This is a genomic window from Pseudomonas sp. lyk4-TYG-107, assembly GCF_030209055.1.
Taxonomy (GTDB): Bacteria; Pseudomonadota; Gammaproteobacteria; order Pseudomonadales; family Pseudomonadaceae; genus Aquipseudomonas; species Aquipseudomonas putida_A.
Map to the genome: position 1 here is coordinate 155,108 of NZ_JARVST010000002.1, position 19,903 is coordinate 175,010.

22 protein-coding genes, 2 tRNA genes and 1 pseudogene are annotated in these 19,903 nt (G+C 60.0%); 15 read left to right on the plus strand and 10 right to left on the minus strand.

Annotated features, from left to right (window positions below; genetic code table 11):
- Positions 1-14 precede the first annotated feature (14 nt).
- From hisF to QRN61_RS02435, 6 genes are all read right to left on the minus strand, one after another.
- On the minus strand, positions 15-785 hold the full coding sequence (gene hisF, locus QRN61_RS02410; protein ID WP_007909211.1) for an imidazole glycerol phosphate synthase subunit HisF: 771 nt from the start codon (positions 783-785) through the stop codon (positions 15-17).
- Positions 786-794: 9 nt separating this feature from the next.
- A complete protein-coding gene (hisA, locus tag QRN61_RS02415) occupies positions 795-1,532 on the minus strand; it encodes a 1-(5-phosphoribosyl)-5-[(5-phosphoribosylamino)methylideneamino]imidazole-4-carboxamide isomerase (RefSeq protein ID WP_097086957.1) in 738 nt (245 codons plus the stop codon).
- Between the two features lie 42 nt (positions 1,533-1,574).
- The gene (locus QRN61_RS02420) at positions 1,575-1,835 is read right to left on the minus strand and encodes a DUF2164 domain-containing protein (protein WP_003220751.1); all 261 of its coding nucleotides are present in this window, start codon (positions 1,833-1,835) and stop codon (positions 1,575-1,577) included.
- Positions 1,836-2,474, minus strand: a complete 639-nt coding sequence (gene hisH, locus QRN61_RS02425) for an imidazole glycerol phosphate synthase subunit HisH (RefSeq protein ID WP_027611254.1) — start codon at positions 2,472-2,474, stop codon at positions 1,836-1,838.
- Complete coding sequence (gene hisB, locus QRN61_RS02430; RefSeq protein WP_007909204.1) at positions 2,474-3,067, minus strand: imidazoleglycerol-phosphate dehydratase HisB; 594 nt, start codon at positions 3,065-3,067, stop codon at positions 2,474-2,476. Before hisB ends, hisH begins: the two co-directional genes overlap by 1 nt.
- Positions 3,068-3,331: 264 nt before the next feature.
- Positions 3,332-4,996 carry an OFA family MFS transporter gene (locus QRN61_RS02435; RefSeq protein ID WP_096796694.1) on the minus strand — a complete coding sequence of 555 codons (1,665 nt, stop codon included), beginning with the start codon at positions 4,994-4,996 and terminating at the stop codon, positions 3,332-3,334.
- A 223-nt stretch (positions 4,997-5,219) separates the two neighbouring features.
- Here QRN61_RS02435 and QRN61_RS02440 point away from each other — a divergent pair, with 223 nt between their 5' ends.
- The 6 genes from QRN61_RS02440 (at position 5,220) to QRN61_RS02465 (ending at position 9,957) form a co-directional block, all read left to right on the plus strand.
- The gene (locus QRN61_RS02440) at positions 5,220-5,624 is read left to right on the plus strand and encodes an acetyl-CoA sensor PanZ family protein (RefSeq protein WP_285373130.1); all 405 of its coding nucleotides are present in this window, start codon (positions 5,220-5,222) and stop codon (positions 5,622-5,624) included.
- Between the two features lie 78 nt (positions 5,625-5,702).
- The gene (locus tag QRN61_RS02445; RefSeq protein WP_223008810.1) at positions 5,703-7,928 is read left to right on the plus strand and encodes an AsmA family protein; all 2,226 of its coding nucleotides are present in this window, start codon (positions 5,703-5,705) and stop codon (positions 7,926-7,928) included.
- On the plus strand, positions 7,925-8,992 hold the full coding sequence (gene mutY, locus QRN61_RS02450; protein WP_247268372.1) for an A/G-specific adenine glycosylase: 1,068 nt from the start codon (positions 7,925-7,927) through the stop codon (positions 8,990-8,992). The genes QRN61_RS02445 and mutY overlap by 4 nt, the downstream gene beginning before the upstream one ends.
- Positions 8,989-9,261 (plus strand): oxidative damage protection protein, encoded by a 273-nt coding sequence (locus QRN61_RS02455; RefSeq protein ID WP_003220737.1) that lies wholly within the window; start codon positions 8,989-8,991, stop codon positions 9,259-9,261. Before mutY ends, QRN61_RS02455 begins: the two co-directional genes overlap by 4 nt.
- A 103-nt stretch (positions 9,262-9,364) precedes the next feature.
- Positions 9,365-9,440, plus strand: a tRNA-Phe gene (locus QRN61_RS02460).
- A gap of 166 nt (positions 9,441-9,606) precedes the next feature.
- Positions 9,607-9,957: a hypothetical protein gene (locus tag QRN61_RS02465; protein WP_285373133.1), complete on the plus strand. Its 351-nt coding sequence runs from the start codon at positions 9,607-9,609 to the stop codon at positions 9,955-9,957.
- 14 nt (positions 9,958-9,971) lie between these two features.
- Here QRN61_RS02465 and QRN61_RS02470 read toward each other — a convergent pair whose 3' ends face one another.
- Both QRN61_RS02470 and QRN61_RS02475 read right to left on the minus strand, forming a co-directional pair.
- On the minus strand, positions 9,972-10,253 hold the full coding sequence (locus QRN61_RS02470) for a YceK/YidQ family lipoprotein (protein ID WP_098966737.1): 282 nt from the start codon (positions 10,251-10,253) through the stop codon (positions 9,972-9,974).
- A 76-nt stretch (positions 10,254-10,329) separates the two neighbouring features.
- Complete coding sequence (locus QRN61_RS02475) at positions 10,330-10,779, minus strand: carboxypeptidase regulatory-like domain-containing protein (RefSeq protein ID WP_285373134.1); 450 nt, start codon at positions 10,777-10,779, stop codon at positions 10,330-10,332.
- Positions 10,780-11,044: 265 nt separating this feature from the next.
- On the opposite strand from QRN61_RS02475, the gene QRN61_RS02480 reads away from it, so the two are divergent.
- Genes QRN61_RS02480 through QRN61_RS02490 form a run of 3 tightly spaced genes read left to right on the plus strand, consistent with a single transcriptional unit; the run spans position 11,045 to position 12,896 of the window.
- Positions 11,045-11,995 carry an alpha/beta hydrolase family protein gene (locus QRN61_RS02480; RefSeq protein ID WP_285373135.1) on the plus strand — a complete coding sequence of 317 codons (951 nt, stop codon included), beginning with the start codon at positions 11,045-11,047 and terminating at the stop codon, positions 11,993-11,995.
- A gap of 28 nt (positions 11,996-12,023) precedes the next feature.
- Entirely contained in the window at positions 12,024-12,437 is a 414-nt protein-coding gene (locus QRN61_RS02485; protein ID WP_285373136.1) for a hypothetical protein, read from the plus strand.
- A gap of 6 nt (positions 12,438-12,443) precedes the next feature.
- The gene (locus tag QRN61_RS02490; RefSeq protein ID WP_027611244.1) at positions 12,444-12,896 is read left to right on the plus strand and encodes a hypothetical protein; all 453 of its coding nucleotides are present in this window, start codon (positions 12,444-12,446) and stop codon (positions 12,894-12,896) included.
- A 70-nt stretch (positions 12,897-12,966) separates the two neighbouring features.
- On the opposite strand, the gene gabP is transcribed toward QRN61_RS02490, so the two are convergent.
- A complete protein-coding gene (gene gabP / locus QRN61_RS02495; RefSeq protein ID WP_027611243.1) occupies positions 12,967-14,358 on the minus strand; it encodes a GABA permease in 1,392 nt (463 codons plus the stop codon).
- A gap of 551 nt (positions 14,359-14,909) precedes the next feature.
- Here gabP and QRN61_RS02500 point away from each other — a divergent pair.
- The 6 genes from QRN61_RS02500 (at position 14,910) to QRN61_RS02525 (ending at position 19,617) form a co-directional block, all read left to right on the plus strand.
- Entirely contained in the window at positions 14,910-15,683 is a 774-nt protein-coding gene (locus QRN61_RS02500) for an ABC transporter ATP-binding protein (RefSeq protein WP_041071351.1), read from the plus strand.
- Positions 15,684-15,696: 13 nt separating this feature from the next.
- On the plus strand, positions 15,697-16,446 hold the full coding sequence (locus QRN61_RS02505) for an ABC transporter substrate-binding protein (RefSeq protein WP_027611242.1): 750 nt from the start codon (positions 15,697-15,699) through the stop codon (positions 16,444-16,446).
- 77 nt (positions 16,447-16,523) lie between these two features.
- A complete protein-coding gene (locus tag QRN61_RS02510; protein WP_285373138.1) occupies positions 16,524-17,219 on the plus strand; it encodes an ABC transporter permease in 696 nt (231 codons plus the stop codon).
- A complete protein-coding gene (locus tag QRN61_RS02515) occupies positions 17,216-17,905 on the plus strand; it encodes an ABC transporter permease (RefSeq protein WP_007961692.1) in 690 nt (229 codons plus the stop codon). The genes QRN61_RS02510 and QRN61_RS02515 overlap by 4 nt, the downstream gene beginning before the upstream one ends.
- Positions 17,886-19,121 (plus strand): methyltransferase, encoded by a 1,236-nt coding sequence (locus QRN61_RS02520; protein ID WP_285373139.1) that lies wholly within the window; start codon positions 17,886-17,888, stop codon positions 19,119-19,121. The genes QRN61_RS02515 and QRN61_RS02520 overlap by 20 nt, the downstream gene beginning before the upstream one ends.
- Before the next feature lie 420 nt (positions 19,122-19,541).
- Positions 19,542-19,617 (plus strand) — tRNA-Thr (locus QRN61_RS02525).
- Positions 19,618-19,735: 118 nt separating this feature from the next.
- Here the strand turns inward: QRN61_RS02525 and QRN61_RS02530 are convergent.
- Positions 19,736-19,861: pseudogene (locus QRN61_RS02530) on the minus strand (helix-turn-helix domain-containing protein); the annotation flags it as partial.
- Positions 19,862-19,903 lie beyond the last annotated feature (42 nt).

A 19,903-nucleotide genomic window follows, 5' to 3' on the forward strand; every position in this document is an offset into this window, starting at 1 on the left:
CTGGCCTGTACGGTTTAGCGCATCACGATGCCGCGTTTGGCCATGTACGCTTTCGCTTCCTGCACGGTGTATTCGCCGAAGTGGAAAATACTCGCCGCCAGCACCGCGCTGGCGTGGCCTTCAAGGATGCCGTCGGCCAGATGCTGCAGGTTGCCGACGCCGCCGGAAGCGATCACCGGAATGCCCAGCGCATCGCTGATCGCGCGAGTCACGCCGAGGTCGAAGCCGTTTTTCATGCCGTCCTGATCCATACTGGTCAGCAGGATTTCGCCGGCACCCAGGCCTTCCATCTTCTTCGCCCACTCGACCGCGTCGAGGCCGGTCGGCTTGCGCCCGCCGTGGGTGAAGATTTCCCAGCGCGGGGTTTCGCCCGGGCCGGAGACCTTCTTCGCGTCGATGGCTACGACGATGCACTGCGAGCCGAAATGCTGCGCCGCTTCGCCAACAAACTCCGGATTGAACACCGCTGCGGTGTTGATCGAAACCTTGTCCGCACCAGCGTTGAGCAGGTTGCGAATGTCCTGCACGGTGCGCACGCCACCGCCGACGGTCAACGGGATGAACACCTGGCTGGCCATGCGCTCGACGGTATGCAGCGTGGTGTCGCGGCCATCGACGCTGGCGGTGATGTCGAGAAAGGTAATCTCGTCGGCACCCTGCTCGTCATAACGACGGGCGATTTCCACCGGGTCGCCGGCATCGCGGATGTTCTCGAACTTCACACCTTTGACGACCCGGCCGTTGTCCACGTCCAGGCAAGGGATGATGCGTTTGGCCAGCGCCATGGTCAGTCCTCAGCCTTGGTACGCATCGCAGAAAGCTTGCGCTTCGGCGACGTCGAGGGTGCCTTCGTAGATCGCCCGGCCAGTGATTGCACCGATGATGCCCGGCGCCTTGGCGTCGAGCAGCGACTTGATGTCACCCAGATTGTGGATACCGCCGGACGCGATCACCGGGATCTTCGTCGCTGCCGCCAGTGCAGCGGTGAACGGTACGTTGCAGCCCTGCATCATGCCGTCTTTGGCGATGTCGGTATAAACGATCGAAGACACGCCGTCGGCTTCAAACTGCTTGGCCAGGTCGATGACCTGCACGGTGCTGATTTCAGCCCAGCCGTCGGTGGCGACGAACCCGTCTTTGGCATCCAGGCCGACAATGATCTTGCCCGGGAACGCGCGGCAGGCCTCAGCGACGAACGCCGGATCTTTAACGGCTTTGGTGCCGATGATCACGTAGCTGACGCCCGCCTTGACGTAGTGCTCGATGGTTTCCAGCGAGCGGATACCGCCACCGATCTGGATCGGCAGGTTCGGGTAGCGTTTGGCGATCGCGGTCACCACTTCACCGTTGACCGGCTGGCCTTCGAACGCGCCGTTCAGATCGACCAGATGCAGACGGCGGCAACCGCCCTCCACCCACTTGGCAGCCATGCTCACCGGGTCATCGGAGAACACTGTGGAATCTTCCATGCGGCCCTGGCGCAGACGTACGCAGGCACCGTCCTTGAGATCGATAGCGGGAATAATCAGCATCTGGCAAACCTTCAAATTTGAATGTTCAGCTTGGCTCGGAAATCAGTTTTTCTCGAGCGCCCACAGGTCGCTTTCGATGCTTTCAAACCGCTCTTTGAGGTGGGTCTGCACATCGAAAATCGCCCTGTTGTAATAGTGCGGAGCAATTTCGCGGGTAAACAGCTCAAGAATTTCCGCCGCTTCGAACGAACCCAGGTCAAGTTCGAACCGATCCTCCATGAACCGCTGGATCTTGCGGTTGGCCTCGTTCTCCTGTTCGGGAGTGAGGGTCAGGATCGGCGGTTTGGACTTCTTGGCAGCCATTTACCAGCGACCGTCCCACGCGGCGAAGTTCTGCAGCAATTGCAGGCCATGGGTATGGCTCTTCTCCGGGTGGAATTGCACGGCGAAACGCGAGCCTTCGGCCAGCGCGGCAGCGAAATCGACTCCGTAATGACCGCTACCGACTACCTGCCGCGCATTGGCGGCAGCGATGTAGTAGCTGTGCACGAAGTAGAAACGCGCCATGTCCGGAATGTCGTGCCACAGCGGGTGACTGACCTTCTGCTGCACTTCGTTCCAGCCCATGTGCGGGACTTTCAGGTGCTCGCCGTCTTCATGCAGGTCTTTGCCGAAGAACTTCACGGCGCCCGGGAACAGGCCGATGCAGTCGACGCCGTCGTTCTCTTCGCTGCTGTCGAGCAGGGCTTGCATGCCGACGCAGATGCCGAGGAACGGACGATCCTGGCTGACTTCACGCACCAGCGCGTCGAACCCGAGGCGACGGATCTCCGCCATGCAATCGCGAATCGCACCTACGCCGGGGAATACCACACGGTCGGCTTCGCGGATCACGTCGGCATCGCTGGTGATCAGCACCTTGCCGGCGCCAACGTGCTCGAGGGCCTTGGCCACCGAGTGCAGGTTGCCCATGCCGTAGTCGATAACTGCAACCGTCTGCATTACAGAACGCCTTTGGTCGATGGCATTTGCCCGGCCATGCGCTCATCCAGCTCAACGGCCATGCGCAGCGCGCGGCCGAAAGCCTTGAACACGGTTTCGATCTGGTGGTGGGTGTTGGTGCCACGCAGGTTGTCGATGTGCAGGCTGACCAAGGCGTGGTTGACGAAACCCTGGAAGAATTCCTGGAACAGGTCGACGTCGAAGCCGCCCACGGTGGCGCGGGTGTACGGCACGTGCATCTGCAGGCCTGGACGGCCGGAGAAGTCGATCACCACGCGCGACAGCGCTTCATCGAGCGGCACGTAGGCGTGGCCGTAGCGACGGATGCCTTTCTTGTCGCCGATGGCTTTGGCGAAGGCCTGGCCGAGGGTGATACCGACGTCTTCCACGGTATGGTGGTCGTCGATATGCAGATCGCCCTTGCATTCAATATCCAGGTCGATCAACCCGTGACGGGCGATCTGATCCAGCATGTGCTCAAGAAAAGGAACGCCGATATCGAATCGGGCCTTTCCGGTGCCATCAAGGTTGATCGAGGCTTTGATCTGGGTTTCCAGAGTGTCGCGCTCGACAGACGCCTTACGTTCGGCCATCACCAGCTCCGCAAAATCATTGGGCGAAAAAGGCAGCCATTATAGGCACGCGGGGCCGAAACAGAAACACGCGACGTGAGATGGCTGACGGATAGAAGCCCCGGCTGTCGCGGGTAGACATGTCCATACAAGCCATTACAGGCACCCCGAAAACAACTGTAGGAGTGAGCCTGCTCGCGATGAGGGCGTGACAGCCAACATTTCCGTGACTGTCAGACCGCTATCGCGAGCAGGGCTCACTCCTACAGGGGTACTAGGTTTTGTTTAGTGAAACAGTACCGCCGTCTTCTGCAGGGTCACCCACACACCCCACGCCAACGGAATACCCACCACTAGCCATGCAGCGATTGCCAGCGGCTTGCTGCCCGGTGCGGCTTTCCACTCCAGCACGGTGCTCGCATCAGCCCCTTTGTCGTGGCCCAGCGCCTGTTCGGCGGCCAGTTCGGCGTCGGTCATGAAGTACTTGTCGGCCACCGGACGCACCATCAGGTTGCACAGGAAACCCAGCACCAGCAGGCCGGCGAGGATGTACAGGGTGATGTCGTAAGCGGCAGCGCGTTCAACGCCGATGCTCAACTGATACTCACGCAGGTAGTTCACCAGCACCGGACCGAGCACGCCGGCGGCGGCCCAGGCAGTCAGCAGACGACCGTGGATCGCACCGACCATTTGCGTGCCGAACAGGTCGGCCAGATACGCCGGAACGGTCGCAAAACCACCGCCGTACATCGACAGGATGATGCAGAACGCCGCCACGAACAGCGCTACGTTGCCCAGATGGCCCATGTTCGGAATCAATGCGTACAGGGCAAAACCGAGGGCGAAGAACACGAAGTAGGTGTTTTTGCGACCCAGGTAGTCCGAGAACGAAGCCCAGAAGAAGCGGCCACCGATGTTGAACAGGCTCAGCAGACCGGTGAAGCCGGCAGCGATCGCAGCGATCGAAGCCAGTTGCCCGGCGTCCAGTTGACCGAACGGCACGTCGACGCCCAGCAGCTTGCCGCCGAACACTTCCTGCAGCAGTGGCGAAGCCATGCCGAGGATGCCGATACCGGCCGATACGTTCAGGCACAGCACCAGCCAAACCAGACGGAACTGCGGGGTTTTCCACGCCACATTCACGTGCACGTGACGGTGAGTGATCATCGCGTTCGAGGCTTTCTTTGCCGGAGCGGTCCAGCCTTCAGGCTTCCAGCCGGTTGGCGGCACGCGGTAGGCCAGGGCGCCACCGATCATGAACACGAAGTAGATCGCCGCCATGGCCACGAAGCTTTGCCACACGCCGACACCGGCAGGCGAAGCGAAGTGGCTCATCAGCGCAGTCGCCAACGGTGCACCGACCATCGCGCCGCCACCGAAACCCATGATCGCCATGCCGGTCGCCATGCCGCGTTTGTCCGGGAACCACTTGATCAGGGTCGATACCGGCGAAATGTAGCCCAGGCCCAGACCGATACCACCGATCACGCCAGAGCCGATCCACATCAGCCAGATCTGGTGGGTGTAGATACCCAGTGCAGAGATCAGCAGACCGCCGCACCAGCACAGTGCCGACACCACACCGGCCTTGCGTGGCCCGGCGTGTTCCAGCCAGCCACCCCAGATCGCTGCCGAGCAGCCGAGGAAAATGAAGAACAGGGTGTAGATCCAGCCGAGCATGGAGATCGGCCAGTCGCATTGCGAAGAGAAGACCTGAGCGATGAAGCTCATGTCCGGCGCGCAAGCCACAGGCGCGGTGACGCCCAATGCCTTGGACAGCGGCAGCCAGAACACCGAGAAACCGTAGGCCATGCCGATGCACAGGTGGATGGCCAGAGCGGCCGGTGGAACCAGCCAGCGGTTGAAACCGGGCTTGGCGATGATGCGTTCCTTGGACAGGAACGCAGGCTGGTCGGCGCGAAGGCCGTCCGCCGTGATGCTCGTGCTCATTGTGTATCCCCCAATTATTAGTATGGTTCGCCAGCCACTGCTCACCCTCGGCCTTTATGCACGCAGGCATGACCGTTTTTTCGGGTGAAGCTCCTTGAAGGCGCGACGTTAAGTCGCAGAAGGACGGACGAACCGGCGAAGGTTACCATTTGCACGTGACAGAAAAACCAAACTGATATCACCTTTTTCATGTCATCTGATCTCGTCCCCACAGGAAAAAGCCATGCCGATCGCTGTCCAAGCGCTGAACGATGCCAGTTACCAGGATCAACAGGACCTGCAAAAAATCTATCGTGACGCTCCGCAATGGCTGTTCGCACCGTATTCCGGGGACGCTCAACTGATCGAAAACAGCCTGGCTGACGGCTCTTTGATTGCAGGACGTTTCAACGATCGCCTGCTCGGTGCAGCACGCCTGACACGGCACGACAAGGTTTGGTACTTGTCACATTTGTGTATACGAAAAATCACCCGGCGCCGTGGGGTAGCCGAGAGACTGGTGAACCAAGCACAGAAAATGGCGTCGCAAGCGGGTGCCCAACTGCGCCTGCTGGCACCGGCCGGACACCTTGAAATCCAGGCGCTGGCCGCCAAATTGCAATTGCCGCTGGACCTCATTGCGACATGACAGCGCCCCGAACCGGGCGGATGCAGCGCTATACTCCCCGGCTAAATTACGAATTCGACTAACTACAAGGACTCGCCCATGAAAGCGTTCGGCAAAATCCTGGGTCTGGTACTTCTCGGGCTGTTGCTGATCATTGTGGCGGCGGGCTTCGCCCTGACCCACCTGTTTGATCCCAACGACTACAAAGACGAGATCCGCCAGATAGCCCGCGACAAGGCCCACATCGAGCTGACGCTCAATGGCGATATCGGCTGGAGCCTGTTCCCGTGGCTCGGCCTGGAACTGCATGAGGCCAGCATCGCCACCCTGATCAACCCGACCGAACCGTATGCCGACCTGCAGATGCTCGGCCTGTCCGTGCGCGTGCTGCCGCTGTTGCGCCGCGAAGTGCAGATGAGCGATGTGCGCGTCGAAGGCCTGAACCTGCGCCTCAAACGCGACAAGAACGGCCACGGCAACTGGGAAGACATCGGCAAGCTGCCACCTCCTGCCACGCCTGCCGGCAGCCCGACGCCTGCCAGCCCGCCTGTTGCAGAGGCCCCCGTCCAGCCGGAAAAACCGCCGCAGCCGATCCGCCTCGACATCGACAGCCTGACCGTCAACAACGCCCGGGTTGAATACACCGACGAGCAAACCGGCAAGCAGTACAGTGCCGAAAGCATCCAGCTGAGCACCGGTGCGGTACACGATTCGACCAACATTCCGCTGAAAGCCACGGCGTTCCTCAGCACCAATCAGCCTGTGCTGCGGGTGCGCACCGAGCTCAACGGCGAGCTGCGCATCGAACGCGCCCTGCAACGTTACAAGTTCGAAGACATGAAACTGTCCGGCGAACTGACCGGCGACCCACTACAAGGCAAGGCCATGACCTTCTCCGCCCAAGGCCAGATTTCCCTGGACAAGGCAGCGAACGTCGCCGAATGGACCGGGATCAAGATCTCCGCCAACCAGTTGCGTGCCCTCGGTGAGCTGAAAGCCAACGACCTCGACAAGACCCCGCAGATCACTGGCGGAATCTCGATCGCCCAGTTCGACCTGGCGAAATTTGTCGATAGCATCGGCCAGACGTTGCCAGCCATGGCGCCCGGCAGCCTGAGCAAGGTCGAACTGGTCAGCCGCGTGGCCGCTACGCCAACCAGCGTGGCCTTCGACAACATCAACCTGAAACTCGACGACAGCAGCTTCAGCGGGCGCATTGCCGTGGAAGATTTCGCCAAGCAGTCGCTGCGCGCGATCCTCAAGGCTGACACGTTCGACGTCGACCGCTACCTGCCGCCGAAATCGGAAAAAGCCAAAAACGCCACGCAAGTGCGTCAGGCCGAAGTCGCCAGCACCGAAGCCGATGCCATGGCCGGCGCCGGCAGCACACCGTTGCCGGACAAACCAAGCAAAAGCGCCTGGAGCACCGAGCGTCTGCTGCCGGTCGAGCGTCTGGCCAAACTCGACGTCGATGCCGACCTGACCTTCGGCCAGCTGACCCTCGACAAACTGCCGATTCAGAATGCCGCGCTCAAAGCCACTGGCCAGGGCGGCCTGCTGACGTTGGAAAATCTGCGTGGTGGCCTGTACAACGGCGACTTCGAAGCCAAGGGCACCCTCGACGTACGCCCAAGTGCGCCGGTGCTGAACCTGCAAACCAGGATCAACCGCGTACCGGCCGAGAAAATCCTCGAAAGCCAAGGCAAGAATCCGCCGGTCAAAGGCCTGGTCACACTGACCAGCAGCCTCACCGGCAGCGGCAACAGCCAGCAGGCGCTGATCGAAACCCTCAACGGCAACGCCAGTTTCGTGATCAACAACGGTGTGCTGCTCAACGCCAACCTTGAACAGCAACTGTGCAAAGGCATCGCCACCCTCAACCGCAAAACCCTCAGCGGCGAGCCACGGGGCAAGGACACGCCGTTCCAGGAACTCAAGGGCAACCTGACCTTCCGCAACGGCATCGCCAGCAACCCGGACCTGAAAGTGCGCATCCCCGGCATGACCGTCAACGGCGATGGCGACATCGACCTGCGGGTGCTGGGCATGGATTACCGCGTCGGCATCATCGTCGAAGGCGACACCAGCGCGATGCCGGATCCGGCCTGTCAGGTCGGCGAGAAATTCGTCGGCATCGAGTGGCCGCTGCGCTGCCGCGGCCCATTGGAACTGGGCGCCAAGGCCTGCCGTGTGGACAACGAACGCCTCGGCCAGGTCGCGACCAAAATGGCCGGTGACAAACTCAGCGAGAAGATCGATGAAAAACTTGGCGACAAGGTCAGCCCGGAATTGAAAAACGCATTGAAGGGGCTGTTCAAGCGATGACAGCGGAGCAGTTTTCCACGGCGGTGCTGGAATGGTTTGACCGCCACGGCCGCCACGATTTGCCTTGGCAGCAAGACATCAATCCGTACCGGGTGTGGGTCTCGGAGATCATGTTGCAGCAGACCCAGGTCAGCACCGTGCTCAATTACTTCGACCGCTTCATGACCGCGCTGCCGACGGTGCAAGCTTTGGCCGAAGCGCCGGAGGACGAAGTGCTGCATCTGTGGACCGGGCTCGGTTACTACACCCGCGCGCGCAATCTGCAAAAAACCGCGAAGATCGTCGTCAGCCAGTACGGCGGCGAATTTCCGCGGGACGTCGAAAAGCTGACGGATCTGCCGGGGATCGGCCTGTCCACCGCCGGCGCCATCGCCAGCATCAGCATGGGCCTGCGCGCGCCGATCCTCGATGGCAACGTCAAACGCGTTCTCGCGCGTTTCACTGCGCAAGAGGGTTACCCGGGTGAACCGAAGGTCGCCAAACAGCTGTGGGCCAACGCAGAGCGTTTCACGCCGCACGATCGGGTCAACGCCTACACCCAGGCGATGATGGATCTCGGTGCCACGCTGTGTACGCGCAGCAAACCGAGCTGCCTTCTGTGCCCGCTGGAAAAGGGCTGCGAGGCGCACATGCTCGGCCTGGAGACGCGCTACCCGATCCCCAAGCCGCGCAAGGCCATCCCGCAAAAACGCACGCTGATGCCGCTGCTGGCCAACGGCGAAGGCGCGATTCTGCTTTATCGCCGCCCGTCCACGGGGCTTTGGGGCGGTTTATGGAGCCTGCCGGAACTCGACGATCTCGACGACCTGCAACATCTGGCCGACCAGCACTCGCTGACCATGGGCGAGCAGCAGGCGCTGCCAAGCCTCATCCACACCTTCAGCCATTTCCAGCTGTCCATCGAACCCTGGCTGGTTCAGGTGCAGGAGGCCGGTCAGCACGTGGCCGAGGCCGACTGGCTCTGGTATAACCTCGCCACCCCGCCGCGCCTGGGCCTTGCCGCCCCGGTCAAAACCTTGCTCGAACGCGCGGCCGCCGTATTGAACGCAGGAGAGTCGTCATGACCCGCACCATCATGTGCCGCAAGTACAAAGAAGAACTGCCCGCGCTGGAACGCGCTCCTTTCCCGGGCGCCAAAGGTCAGGATATTTTTGACCACGTCTCGGCCAAAGCCTGGGCTGACTGGCAGAAACACCAGACCCTGCTGATCAACGAAAAGCGTCTGAACATGATGAACGCCGAAGACCGCAAATATCTGCAGGGCGAAATGGACAAGTACTTCTCCGGCGAGGATTACGCCAAGGCGGAAGGCTACGTTCCGCCTGCGGAGTAAACCCGCAAAATCGGGGGGCGGATCGTAAGCGACGGAATTAATTTAAGAAATTTTAAAAAAGTCGTTGACGTAAATCCGAAAAACCCTTTTAATGCGCCCCGTTGCCCAGATAGCTCAGTCGGTAGAGCAGGGGATTGAAAATCCCCGTGTCGGCGGTTCGATTCCGTCTCTGGGCACCAAATACCGAAAACCCTGAATCGCAAGATTCAGGGTTTTTTTATGCCTGCGATTTGATGGCGGCTCAATCCAGTCTTTTTTCTGGGCTGCGCAAATGCGCGACGGGTTTCGAACAAAGGCAATCCGCGCTACTTTGGCCGCACCTTATGGAAGAGGGTCATCCGCTCGATGAACCAGAAAAGAACCCGCATCCCCCTGCCCCATCCGCCACCCTATCGCCAGAGCCGGATTACATTCTGGCTGACGGTACTGGTCGGCGTATTGATCGCCTTCCTCATCGCCGCGTCGACTTATCTGATCATCCACAGCTTGATCAGCGGCTCCATCACCACCTGGAACCGATCGGGCCCACGCCATACCTACACCCTCGCGCTGCAACCCCGAATGTTCTGGTTCGAGATCGTGTCGCAGTGCGTTGGCACCCTGTTTCTCATAGCCGTGGGCTGGATCGGATTGTGGATTCACCGAATGGCGCAAGAGCCCACTGACAAGCAGAAGGGCAAGCGTACGCGGGGGTAAATGACGGTTGGCCCTCAGAGGGTGTTGACGTAGTCGACCGGCAACAAAACCGTGTCGAGCGCAGCGTCTACCGGCAGCGATACCACGGTAATCACCGGGCAAACGATCATCATGTAGCAGATGACCGCGGAGGGCATGCCGTCTCCCCCTCTCACGCCAAGCAAGTGCAGGTTGCCATCGACACCTTTGTAGTACGGTTCTGCAGAATCACCGTTCAGGCGCCCCATCATCGTTCCACAACCAGCCAACAGCAAAACCAGGCTCACCGCTGAGCCAATACGCACAATCCCTTTCAAACCAGCACTTCCTTGCATCACAGAAACATAAGGCGCGGGATTGTACCCGCGCCTCAACTTTCAATTGAACCCAACACTATCCAGCGTCATTCCAGTGGAACACCAGATTGCGGGCAGCGCCGCTGCCAATGTCTGTCACGTCACGCCGTGTTTCGCCATTGCGCGTGGCGACCACGGTGTACTTACCGGGTGGCAGTTGCACGTACACCAGCGGACCCGTTTGGGTGAGGGTCAGCACGGTTTGCCCCGGCGACTTTTCAATCATCACATCGACATCAGCGGTGTACTGGTCTTGCGCGCCCACCGCGAACGTCATGTGCAGGTTGTAACCGGTGGATTGTTGAATGGCTTTTGACTCGTCCAGGCCGATCCCGCCGGACAGGTAGTTGATGCCGTTTTGCTGTTGTTGCTGAACTTGCACACCGGCACTGTCGACCGGGTCCAGAGTGGCCGCCTGCAACATCGCCGGAAAGGCCAATGCCGCCACCGCCGCGATGGGCAGCAGGAATGAAAGAACGCGTTTCATGATGACGACTCCCGGGCTCTTGTAGAGCCCAACCGTTACTCCTTATTTGATCCGGCCAGGGAAGCACGTGTTTTAGAATGATTGGAACTTGGCCTGTGTACGAAATGGACTACGCCTGCAGGACTGCATTGATTTTGTGACGCAGTGCGTCACGAATTCTCGAAAGCGCACTGCCTGCGGATCTGAAACGCAGCGCGTTCCAAATCGTTGCATTTACGCCTTGATGAAGCTCATGCTCAGGAGATCCCGCAAAGACCGAGTCCTTATGAACTCATGCAGCACTGCGCTCACCCACAGCGCCGTTATCGTCAATGAGCTCTTCCATGAGGCCGCGGCCGACGACTTTGTCCTTGGCGGCTTCACCTGGCGGCACACCCTGCCTGACCCGCAACGCCCGGTGGTCATCATCAACGCTGCCACCTCGGTACGCTGCCGACACTACTCGCGCTTCGCCGATTACCTGTTCACCAACGGCTTCGACGTGATCACCTACGACTACCGAGGCATCGGCGAATCGCGTCCTGCAACCCTGAAAGGCCTTGAGGCTTCATGGACCGATTGGGGCGCGCTGGATTTCGAAGCGATGCTCAAGCGCGCTCAACGGGAATTCACCGGCCAGCCAATCGATGTGGTCGGCCACAGTTTCGGCGGTTGCGCGGCTGGGCTCGGCGAGTCCGGGCAGGTCATTCGTCGACTGGTGACAGTCGGCGCGCAGTTCGCTTACTGGCGCGACTATGCGCCGGCACAGCGCTGGCGCATGTTTGGTAAATGGCATTTGCTGATGCCGCTGCTGACGCGGCTCTGTGGCTATTTCCCGGGCAAACGCCTCGGCTGGCTCGAGGATACGCCAGCAGGCGTCGTACGCGACTGGAGCACGCCTGCCGCGCGCTACGAGCAGCGTCCGAGCGGCCGCCGACTGCTGAAAGCAAGCGGTCGCCTGCCCTTCGCCAATGTCCGCGCAAAGACCTTGGCGATCAGCATCAGCGACGACCCGTACGGCACGATCCCGGCCATCGAACGCCTGCTCGGCTACTTCAGTCATGCGCACAAAACCCACTTGCGCATCGAGCCGCAGGACATCGGCGAACAACAAGTCGGACATTTCGCCTTTTTTCGTAGCGCATACCAAGCCACACTATGGCCCATTGCTCTGACCTGGCTGCAAACCGGCGAGTTGGCCCCCGACACACCCGGGCGGCCAGTGCCACGCAGCTGAGCCCTTTCAACGCACGACGGAACACACCATGGCCTCCGCCAACAAGCAGCAAAAACGCGCCGCCCGGGCCAAGACCAAGGCCAAGCAAAACCGCAGCAAACGCGCCGAGGCGCCGGTCGCACTCGACCCGAACGATGACCGTATCGACTTCGAGTCGGTGGACCTGACCGAGCTGTTCAAGAAAATGATCGACGCCGAGAAGATCAGCCAGCAAGCCATGTGCACCGCGTTCCTCGAAGACCCTTTGCTGGGGCTGGTCTACGAGCAGGAAGGCGAAGAAGGCGCGATGGATTTCATCCTCGCCGCGCTGATCGAGTATCGCCAGTGGTCCCAGGAAACCGACGAAGCCGGCGCCCTGGCGTGGATCGAATCCCCGGCCTTCCGGGCCGACTATGTGGCGGCGTCCGACGCGATCGCCGCACAAACCCAACAGAAGAACTGAGTTCCCATGGCATCCCTGAACAAGCAACAGAAACGCGCCAAACGCGCCAAGGCCAAAGCCAAGCACATCCGCATGGTCGGCCGTAAGCCGCTGGACCAGGACGACAACCTCGGGCATCTGGACGAGCCGATCCCGGAATACACCCTCGCAATGTTCAGCAAAATGCGCGACGCCGAAGCCGTCAGTCGCAACGAAATGCTGCTGACCCTGCTGCGCGAACTGGCGTTCATCATCGTTGACCATCCAGAACTGCTGGACATGGAAAACGCCGAGAACGAAGGCATGGCCGCCACTCACCTGGCCGCCGACATGCTGATCGACTACCGCATGTGGGCCGACGGCATGGACATCGAAACCGCCCAGGCCTGGCTGACTGAGCCACAGTTCATCACCGATTTCGGGATTGCGCTGGATACTTACGGCAAGTCGCTGGACACCCAGGAAGACAAGGGCGAATAAACCCCGCGCACAAACAAAAACGGCCGCTCGTCATCACTGACAGCGGCCGTTTTGCATTACGCGTTGCGGATCAGTTCAGCACCACCGCACCACGGTTTTCCAGCTTGCGGCGGCGCGCCACCAGCAGGCCGGCGGCGACTACCATGAGGCTCAGCAGGCCGGTTGCGAGGATTTCCACGCGGTGGGCTTCCTGGAACAGCATGATGGTCAGGGCGGCGACGATGAAGATGATCACCGCGTAGGTCAGGCCCGGGAACAGCCACATGCTGAAGACGATTTTCTCGCCGCGGGCCATGCGTTGTTTACGCATGCGCAGTTGCGAGAACGCGATTACCAGGTACACCAGCAGCGCGATGGCGCCGGAGCTGGCCAGCAGGAATTCGAACACGGCAGCCGGGGCCACATAGTTGGCGAAGGTGCAGAGGAACGCCGCGCCGGTCGACAGCATGACGGCCCAGTAAGGTGTACCGCTTTTGTTGACCCGAGTCGACATCGCCGGTGCATCACCGCGCTTGCCGAGGGAGAACAGCATGCGCGACGAGGTGTACAGCGCCGAGTTCAGGCAACTGGTGACCGCGACCAGCACTACGATGTCGACGATCATTTTCGCGTTCGGAATGCCCATGCGCTCAAGCACGGTCTGGTAGGAACCGAGGTTGGCCAGCGTAGGATCGTTCCACGGTACCAGGGCCACAACGATGAAGATCGATACGAGGTAGAACAGGCCGATCCGCCAGATCACCGAGTTGGTGGCCTTGGAAATCTGCTTGCCCGGGTTCTTCGATTCCGCAGCCGCGATGGTCACGATTTCAGTACCCATGAACGAGAACATGGTGGTCAGGATTGCACCCAGCACCGCGCCCATGCCGTTTGGCAGGAAGCCGCCGGAATCAAACAGGTGCGAAACACCGCTGACCTGGCTGTTCGGCAGGAAGCCGAAAACGGCCGCAAGACCCAGCGCGATGAAGCCGATGATCGCCAGGACTTTGATCAAGGCAAACCAGAATTCGAATTCACCGTAGTTTTTCACGCTGAACAGATTGGTGACCGTCAGCAGCATGGTGATGATCAGTGCAAACGCCCAGATCTCGATCCCCGGGAACCAGGCATGGAGGATGGTCGCGGCGGCGTTGGCTTCCAACGGAATCACCAATACCCAGAACCACCAGTACAACCAGCCGATGGTGAAACCGGCCCAGTGCCCGATGGCGCGGTCGGCGTATGTCGAGAACGAGCCGGTGTCGGGCGAGGCGACAGCCATCTCACCGAGCATGCGCATCACCAGCACCACCAGGGTACCGGCGGCGGCGTAGGCCAGCAGCACGGCAGGGCCGGCGGCAGCGATCGCGTGGCCGGAGCCAACGAACAGACCTGCGCCGATAACACCGGCGATCGACAACATGGTCACATGACGCGGTTTGAGCCCCTGTTCGAGGCCATTGGAGCTTGGGGTACTGCTCATCGGAACTACCTTTGCGAGGAAAGCGATTGCGTCCGTCCTGTCTGGTTTTCCTTCTCGTAAAAAGAAACCAACAGGGCGTTCCAGATTCTGCACGCAATAAATGCGCCAAAATGTTTCAAACTCTTCTGGGCCGCGGTTTTCAGCGAGACCGGACAGTCATCGCAAGTCATTGGAATGAATGGCAATTCGCCAGAGCGTTACCCTGCGACTCACTTTTCAGACGATTCAGCGCACCAGAAACACACTGAAAAAGTGTGGGATGCACAATAAAAGGGCGATTCAGGAACGTTCGGCCGGATAGCGCTTCCAACACCCCGCCAAAGCTGGCAACATCGCGCCTTTTTTTACGCGACGCCCACGGGTTTGCACGATCAAACACCGTTCGGTTGTTGATGGGGCGACAGTCTGCTGTGCCGATGCGACAACCTGCCACACGCCATCCGCTTACCGCCCGTAGCGCTGTTGGCTGCCATTGAAACGCTATGCTAGCTTGGCCGCCTCGCCAGGAAGGCCCGCCAACAGCAGGAGCGCAACATATATGAGGAACGCACATGGCTGAGGCCACGCCCGCGCTTGAAATCCGCAACTTGCACAAACGCTACGGACAGCTTGAGGTGCTCAAAGGCATCTCGCTGACCGCCCGCGACGGCGATGTGATCTCGATCCTCGGTTCCTCCGGTTCCGGCAAGTCCACGTTCCTGCGTTGCATCAACCTGTTGGAAAACCCGCACCAGGGCCAGATTCTGGTGGCCGGTGAGGAACTCAAGCTCAAGCCCGCCAAGAATGGCGAACTGGTTGCCGCTGATGGTAAACAGATCAACCGTCTGCGTTCCGAGATTGGTTTTGTATTTCAAAACTTTAATCTGTGGCCGCACATGAGCGTGCTCGACAACATCATCGAAGCCCCGCGCCGCGTGCTCGGCCAGAGCAAGGCCGAGGCGATCGAAGTCGCCGAAGCGCTGCTGGCCAAGGTCGGCATCGCCGACAAGCGCCACGCCTATCCGTCGCAACTGTCCGGTGGTCAGCAACAACGCGCGGCGATTGCCCGCACGCTGGCGATGCAGCCGAAGGTGATTCTGTTCGACGAGCCCACCTCCGCGCTTGACCCGGAAATGGTTCAGGAAGTACTTAGTGTCATCCGCGCACTGGCCGAAGAAGGCCGCACCATGCTGTTGGTGACCCACGAAATGGGCTTTGCCCGTCAGGTCTCCAGCGAAGTGGTGTTCCTCCACCAGGGGCTGGTGGAAGAGCAAGGATCGCCTCAGCAGGTGTTCGAAAACCCGCTTTCGGCGCGCTGCAAACAATTCATGTCCAGCAACCGCTAACGGAGCAACATGCATGCAGAATTTTAAAAAGGTCTTCCTGGCCGCCGCCGTCACCCTCGCGTTCAGCGCCGGTGCCATGGCCGAGACCCTGAAGATGGGCATCGAAGCGGCGTACCCGCCGTTCAACAACAAAGACGCCAGCGGCAACGTGGTCGGCTTCGACAAAGACATCGGCGACGCCCTGTGCGCCAAGATGAAAGTCGAGTGCAGCGTGGTTACCTCCGACTGGGACGGCATCATTCCTGCGCTGAACGCCAAGAAGTTCGACTTCCTGGTCTCCTCGCTGTCGATCACCGAAGAGCGCAAGGGCGCGGTGGATTTCACCGACCCGTACTACTCGAACAAACTGCAGTTCATCGCACCAAAAGATAAAGACTTCAAAACCGACAAGGATTCGCTCAAAGGCAAGATCATCGGCACCCAGCGCGCAACGCTCGCCGGTACCTGGCTGGAGGACACCTACGGCAGCGATATCGAAGTCAAACTCTACGACACCCAGGAAAACGCCTACCTGGACCTGACCTCCGGTCGTGTCGACGCCATCCTGGCCGACAAGTACGCCAACTACGACTGGCTGAAAAGCGACGCCGGCAAGAACTATGAGTTCAAGGGCGATGCTGTTGTGGAAAGCGACAAAATCGGCATCGCGGTGCGTAAAGGTGATCCGCTGCGTGAGAAGCTGAACGCCGCACTGAAGGAAATCGTCGCTGACGGTACCTACAAGAAGATCAACGACAAGTACTTCCCGTTCAGCATCTATTGATCTGACCTGCGGGACCGGCACCGTGATCCGACGGCGCCGGCTCCCGGCCTTGCCTGCCGCGATTTGAAAAGAAATCCATGATTATCGACCTCTACGGATTCGGCCCGGCCCTCGCCGCCGGTGCGCTGATGACCGTCAAACTGGCGCTGACGGCCCTGTGCCTGGGACTGGTGCTCGGTCTGCTCGGCGCCTTGGCCAAGACTTCCCCGTACAAGCCGCTGCAATGGCTTGGCGGCACTTATTCGACGCTGGTGCGTGGCGTCCCGGAATTGCTCTGGGTGCTGTTGATCTACTTCGGTACGGTCAACCTGATGCGCAGCTTCGGTGAGTTTTTCGGCAATCCCGATCTGCAACTCAGCGCCTTCGCCGCCGGCGTGATTGCGCTGGGCCTGTGCTTCGGCGCCTACGCCACGGAAGTGTTCCGCGGCGCGATCCTTGCCATTCCCAAAGGCCATCGCGAAGCGGGCGTGGCGCTGGGACTGTCGAAATGGCGGATCTTCACCAAGCTGATCATGCCGCAGATGTGGCGCATCGCCCTGCCCGGCCTGGGCAACCTGTTCATGATCCTGATGAAAGACACCGCGCTGGTCTCGGTGATCGGTCTGGAAGAAATCATGCGTCACGCACAAATCGGCGTGACCGTATCGAAACAACCGTTCACCTTCTATCTGGTGGCGGCGGTCATGTACCTCGGCCTGACGGTGCTGGCGATGACCGGCATGCACTTCCTGGAAAAACGCGCCGCTCGCGGCTTTGCGAGGAGCGCTTCATGAACTGGGAAGTGATCATCAAATGGCTGCCAAAACTGGCGCAGGGCGCGACCCTGACCCTGGAGCTGGTGGCGATTGCCGTGATTGCCGGCCTGTTGCTGGCCATTCCGCTGGGCATCGCCCGCTCCTCGAAGCTGTGGTACGTGCGCGCTTTGCCCTACGCCTACATCTTCTTTTTCCGTGGCACGCCGCTGCTGGTGCAACTGTTCCTCGTCTATTACGGCCTGGCGCAGTTCGATGCAGTGCGTAACAGCGCGCTGTGGCCTTACCTGCGCGATCCGTTCTGGTGTACTACCGCAACCATGACCCTGCACACGGCGGCGTACATCGCCGAGATTCTGCGCGGCGCGATCCAGGCGATTCCGCCCGGCGAAATCGAGGCGGCGCGGGCATTGGGCATGTCCAAACCCAAGGCAATGTTCTACATCATGCTGCCGCGAGCGGCGCGCATCGGCCTGCCGGCCTACAGCAATGAAGTGATCCTGATGCTCAAGGCCAGCGCGCTGGCGAGCACCGTGACCCTGCTGGAACTGACCGGCATGGCCCGCACGATCATCGCCCGGACCTACCTGCCGGTGGAAATCTTCTTCGCCGCCGGCGTGTTCTATCTGCTGATGTCCTACGTGCTGGTGCGCGGCTTCAAGCTGCTGGAGCGCTGGCTGCGCGTCGATGCCTGCCAAGGGCGTTGAAACTTCCCACGTGCTGACGGGCGAGGCCCTACTCGCCCGCTTCACCGCGCTGGATGCTTTTCTGATTGAGCATCAGGCGCTGTGGAAACCTCGTCCGTTCACTCATCTTTCGCTCCCATGGGAAACCGCCTACCCCGAATTGGCTTCGTGGCTACGCGGACGATCGCTGGAAGATGCAGAGCTTGTGCATAACCACCCTGCCGACCTCATCGATGCGCCGGAGCCGTTCGCTTCATTGGCGGCATTGTCGATTGAGCTGAGCGCGGTTGGTGAGTTGCCGGAACATGCACTGGAAGCCTCAGGCCATCGATTGAATGTCGATGTGCCGGGGCGCAAGTGGCAGCAGATCGAAGCCTTCGCCAGCCGTTTGTCTTTTGCCTCGCCGCCAACGCATTGGCTGGACTGGTGTTCCGGCAAGGGGCATTTGGGTCGACGTCTGTTGGGTGCGGGACAACAACTGACTTGTGTCGAATACGATCCGGCGTTGGTCGCCAGTGGTCAGGCCCTGAGTCAGCGGCATCATTTGCACGCCCTGCATGTCGAGCAGGATGTGCTGGCGGCAGACGCAGCAAGCGTTATAAGTGCTCAGCACACCCCGGTCGCCCTGCATGCCTGCGGCGATCTGCATGTGCGCTTGATGCAACTGGCGAGCGCGGCCGGATGTCAGCAGATGGCCATCGCCCCGTGCTGTTACAACCGGATTGATCGCAGCGAGTATCAGGCCTTGTCCTGCGCCGGCATGCGATCCGCCCTACAACTCTCGCTTGAAGATCTGGCACTGCCCATGAGCGAAACCGTCACCGCCGGTGCACGGGTCCGACGTCAGCGCGACACCTCCATGGCCCGACGTTTGGCCTTTGATCTGCTGCAACGACAAGTGCGCGGAGTAGACGAATACCTGCCCACCCCGTCCCTGCCCAGCGCCTGGCTGGAAAAACCCTTCGCCGATTACTGCCGCGACCTGGCAGCGCTGAAAGAGTTATCCACAATCGGAACGCCAGACTGGCAGGCACTGGAAGCCGCCGGTTGGCAGCGGTTGGCCGAAGTTCGCAACCTGGAATTACTGCGCGGACTGTTCCGACGACCGCTGGAGCTTTGGCTGAATCTTGATCGAGCCATTTTCCTCGCCGAACAGGGATACGTCGTACGCCTCGGCACCTTCTGCGACGCACCGCTGACTCCGCGTAATTTCATGCTGCTGGCCGAGCGCGCTTGAAATCTTCACAGCCTGTGGATAACTCTGTTGATGGTTTTCCCGTGGATCCAATATTCACGGCCGTTAGACCGCTTAAACAGCATTGGTCATTTTTTGTTCATATTGATAAAAAACCTGTAAAACAGGGATTTGCGCACAAAATGAGAACGTGTCCACAAAATCCCCTGCAATGCAGCCGTAGCGCCCATCCGTTGTGCATAAGCTTCCAATCAAAACGACATAAACGGGTGAAATGGGTGCTTGAACGGTGCAGAAATCCTGCCCTCACGCTCATTCTGGCTTGATCGCGTAGCACCTCGGTTTTGCGGCTAAAAACTCGGCGACACCGCTCACGCCAAGCCTGATCCAGCGCCTGCGTAAAAATAGTCTGAATTCAGGGGTTTACAGAACCAACCCAATCGCTATAATCGTCGCCCACACGCCGGTATAGCTCAGTTGGTAGAGCAACTGACTTGTAATCAGTAGGTCCCGGGTTCGACTCCTGGTGCCGGCACCATACAAAACGAAGCCCCTGCAGAAATGCAGGGGCTTTGTTGTTTCTGGTACGTCCACATTACGTCCACACTGCCTCAAGCCTGTGAAGCCCCAAATCGTCATTGATCTGGATGGCTCGTTATCGAGGGATGTGCTTCTGCCAGTGCGGGGCGCGGCACCTTGGTTACACGTACAGCTTTACCGGCCTTCATCTGACGTACAGATTCCAGCAAATCCCTCCGGAATTGTTCCAATTCATTGAGCATTAATGAGTTTTCTCATTCGGTTGCTCAGGTCGGCTACGAGCA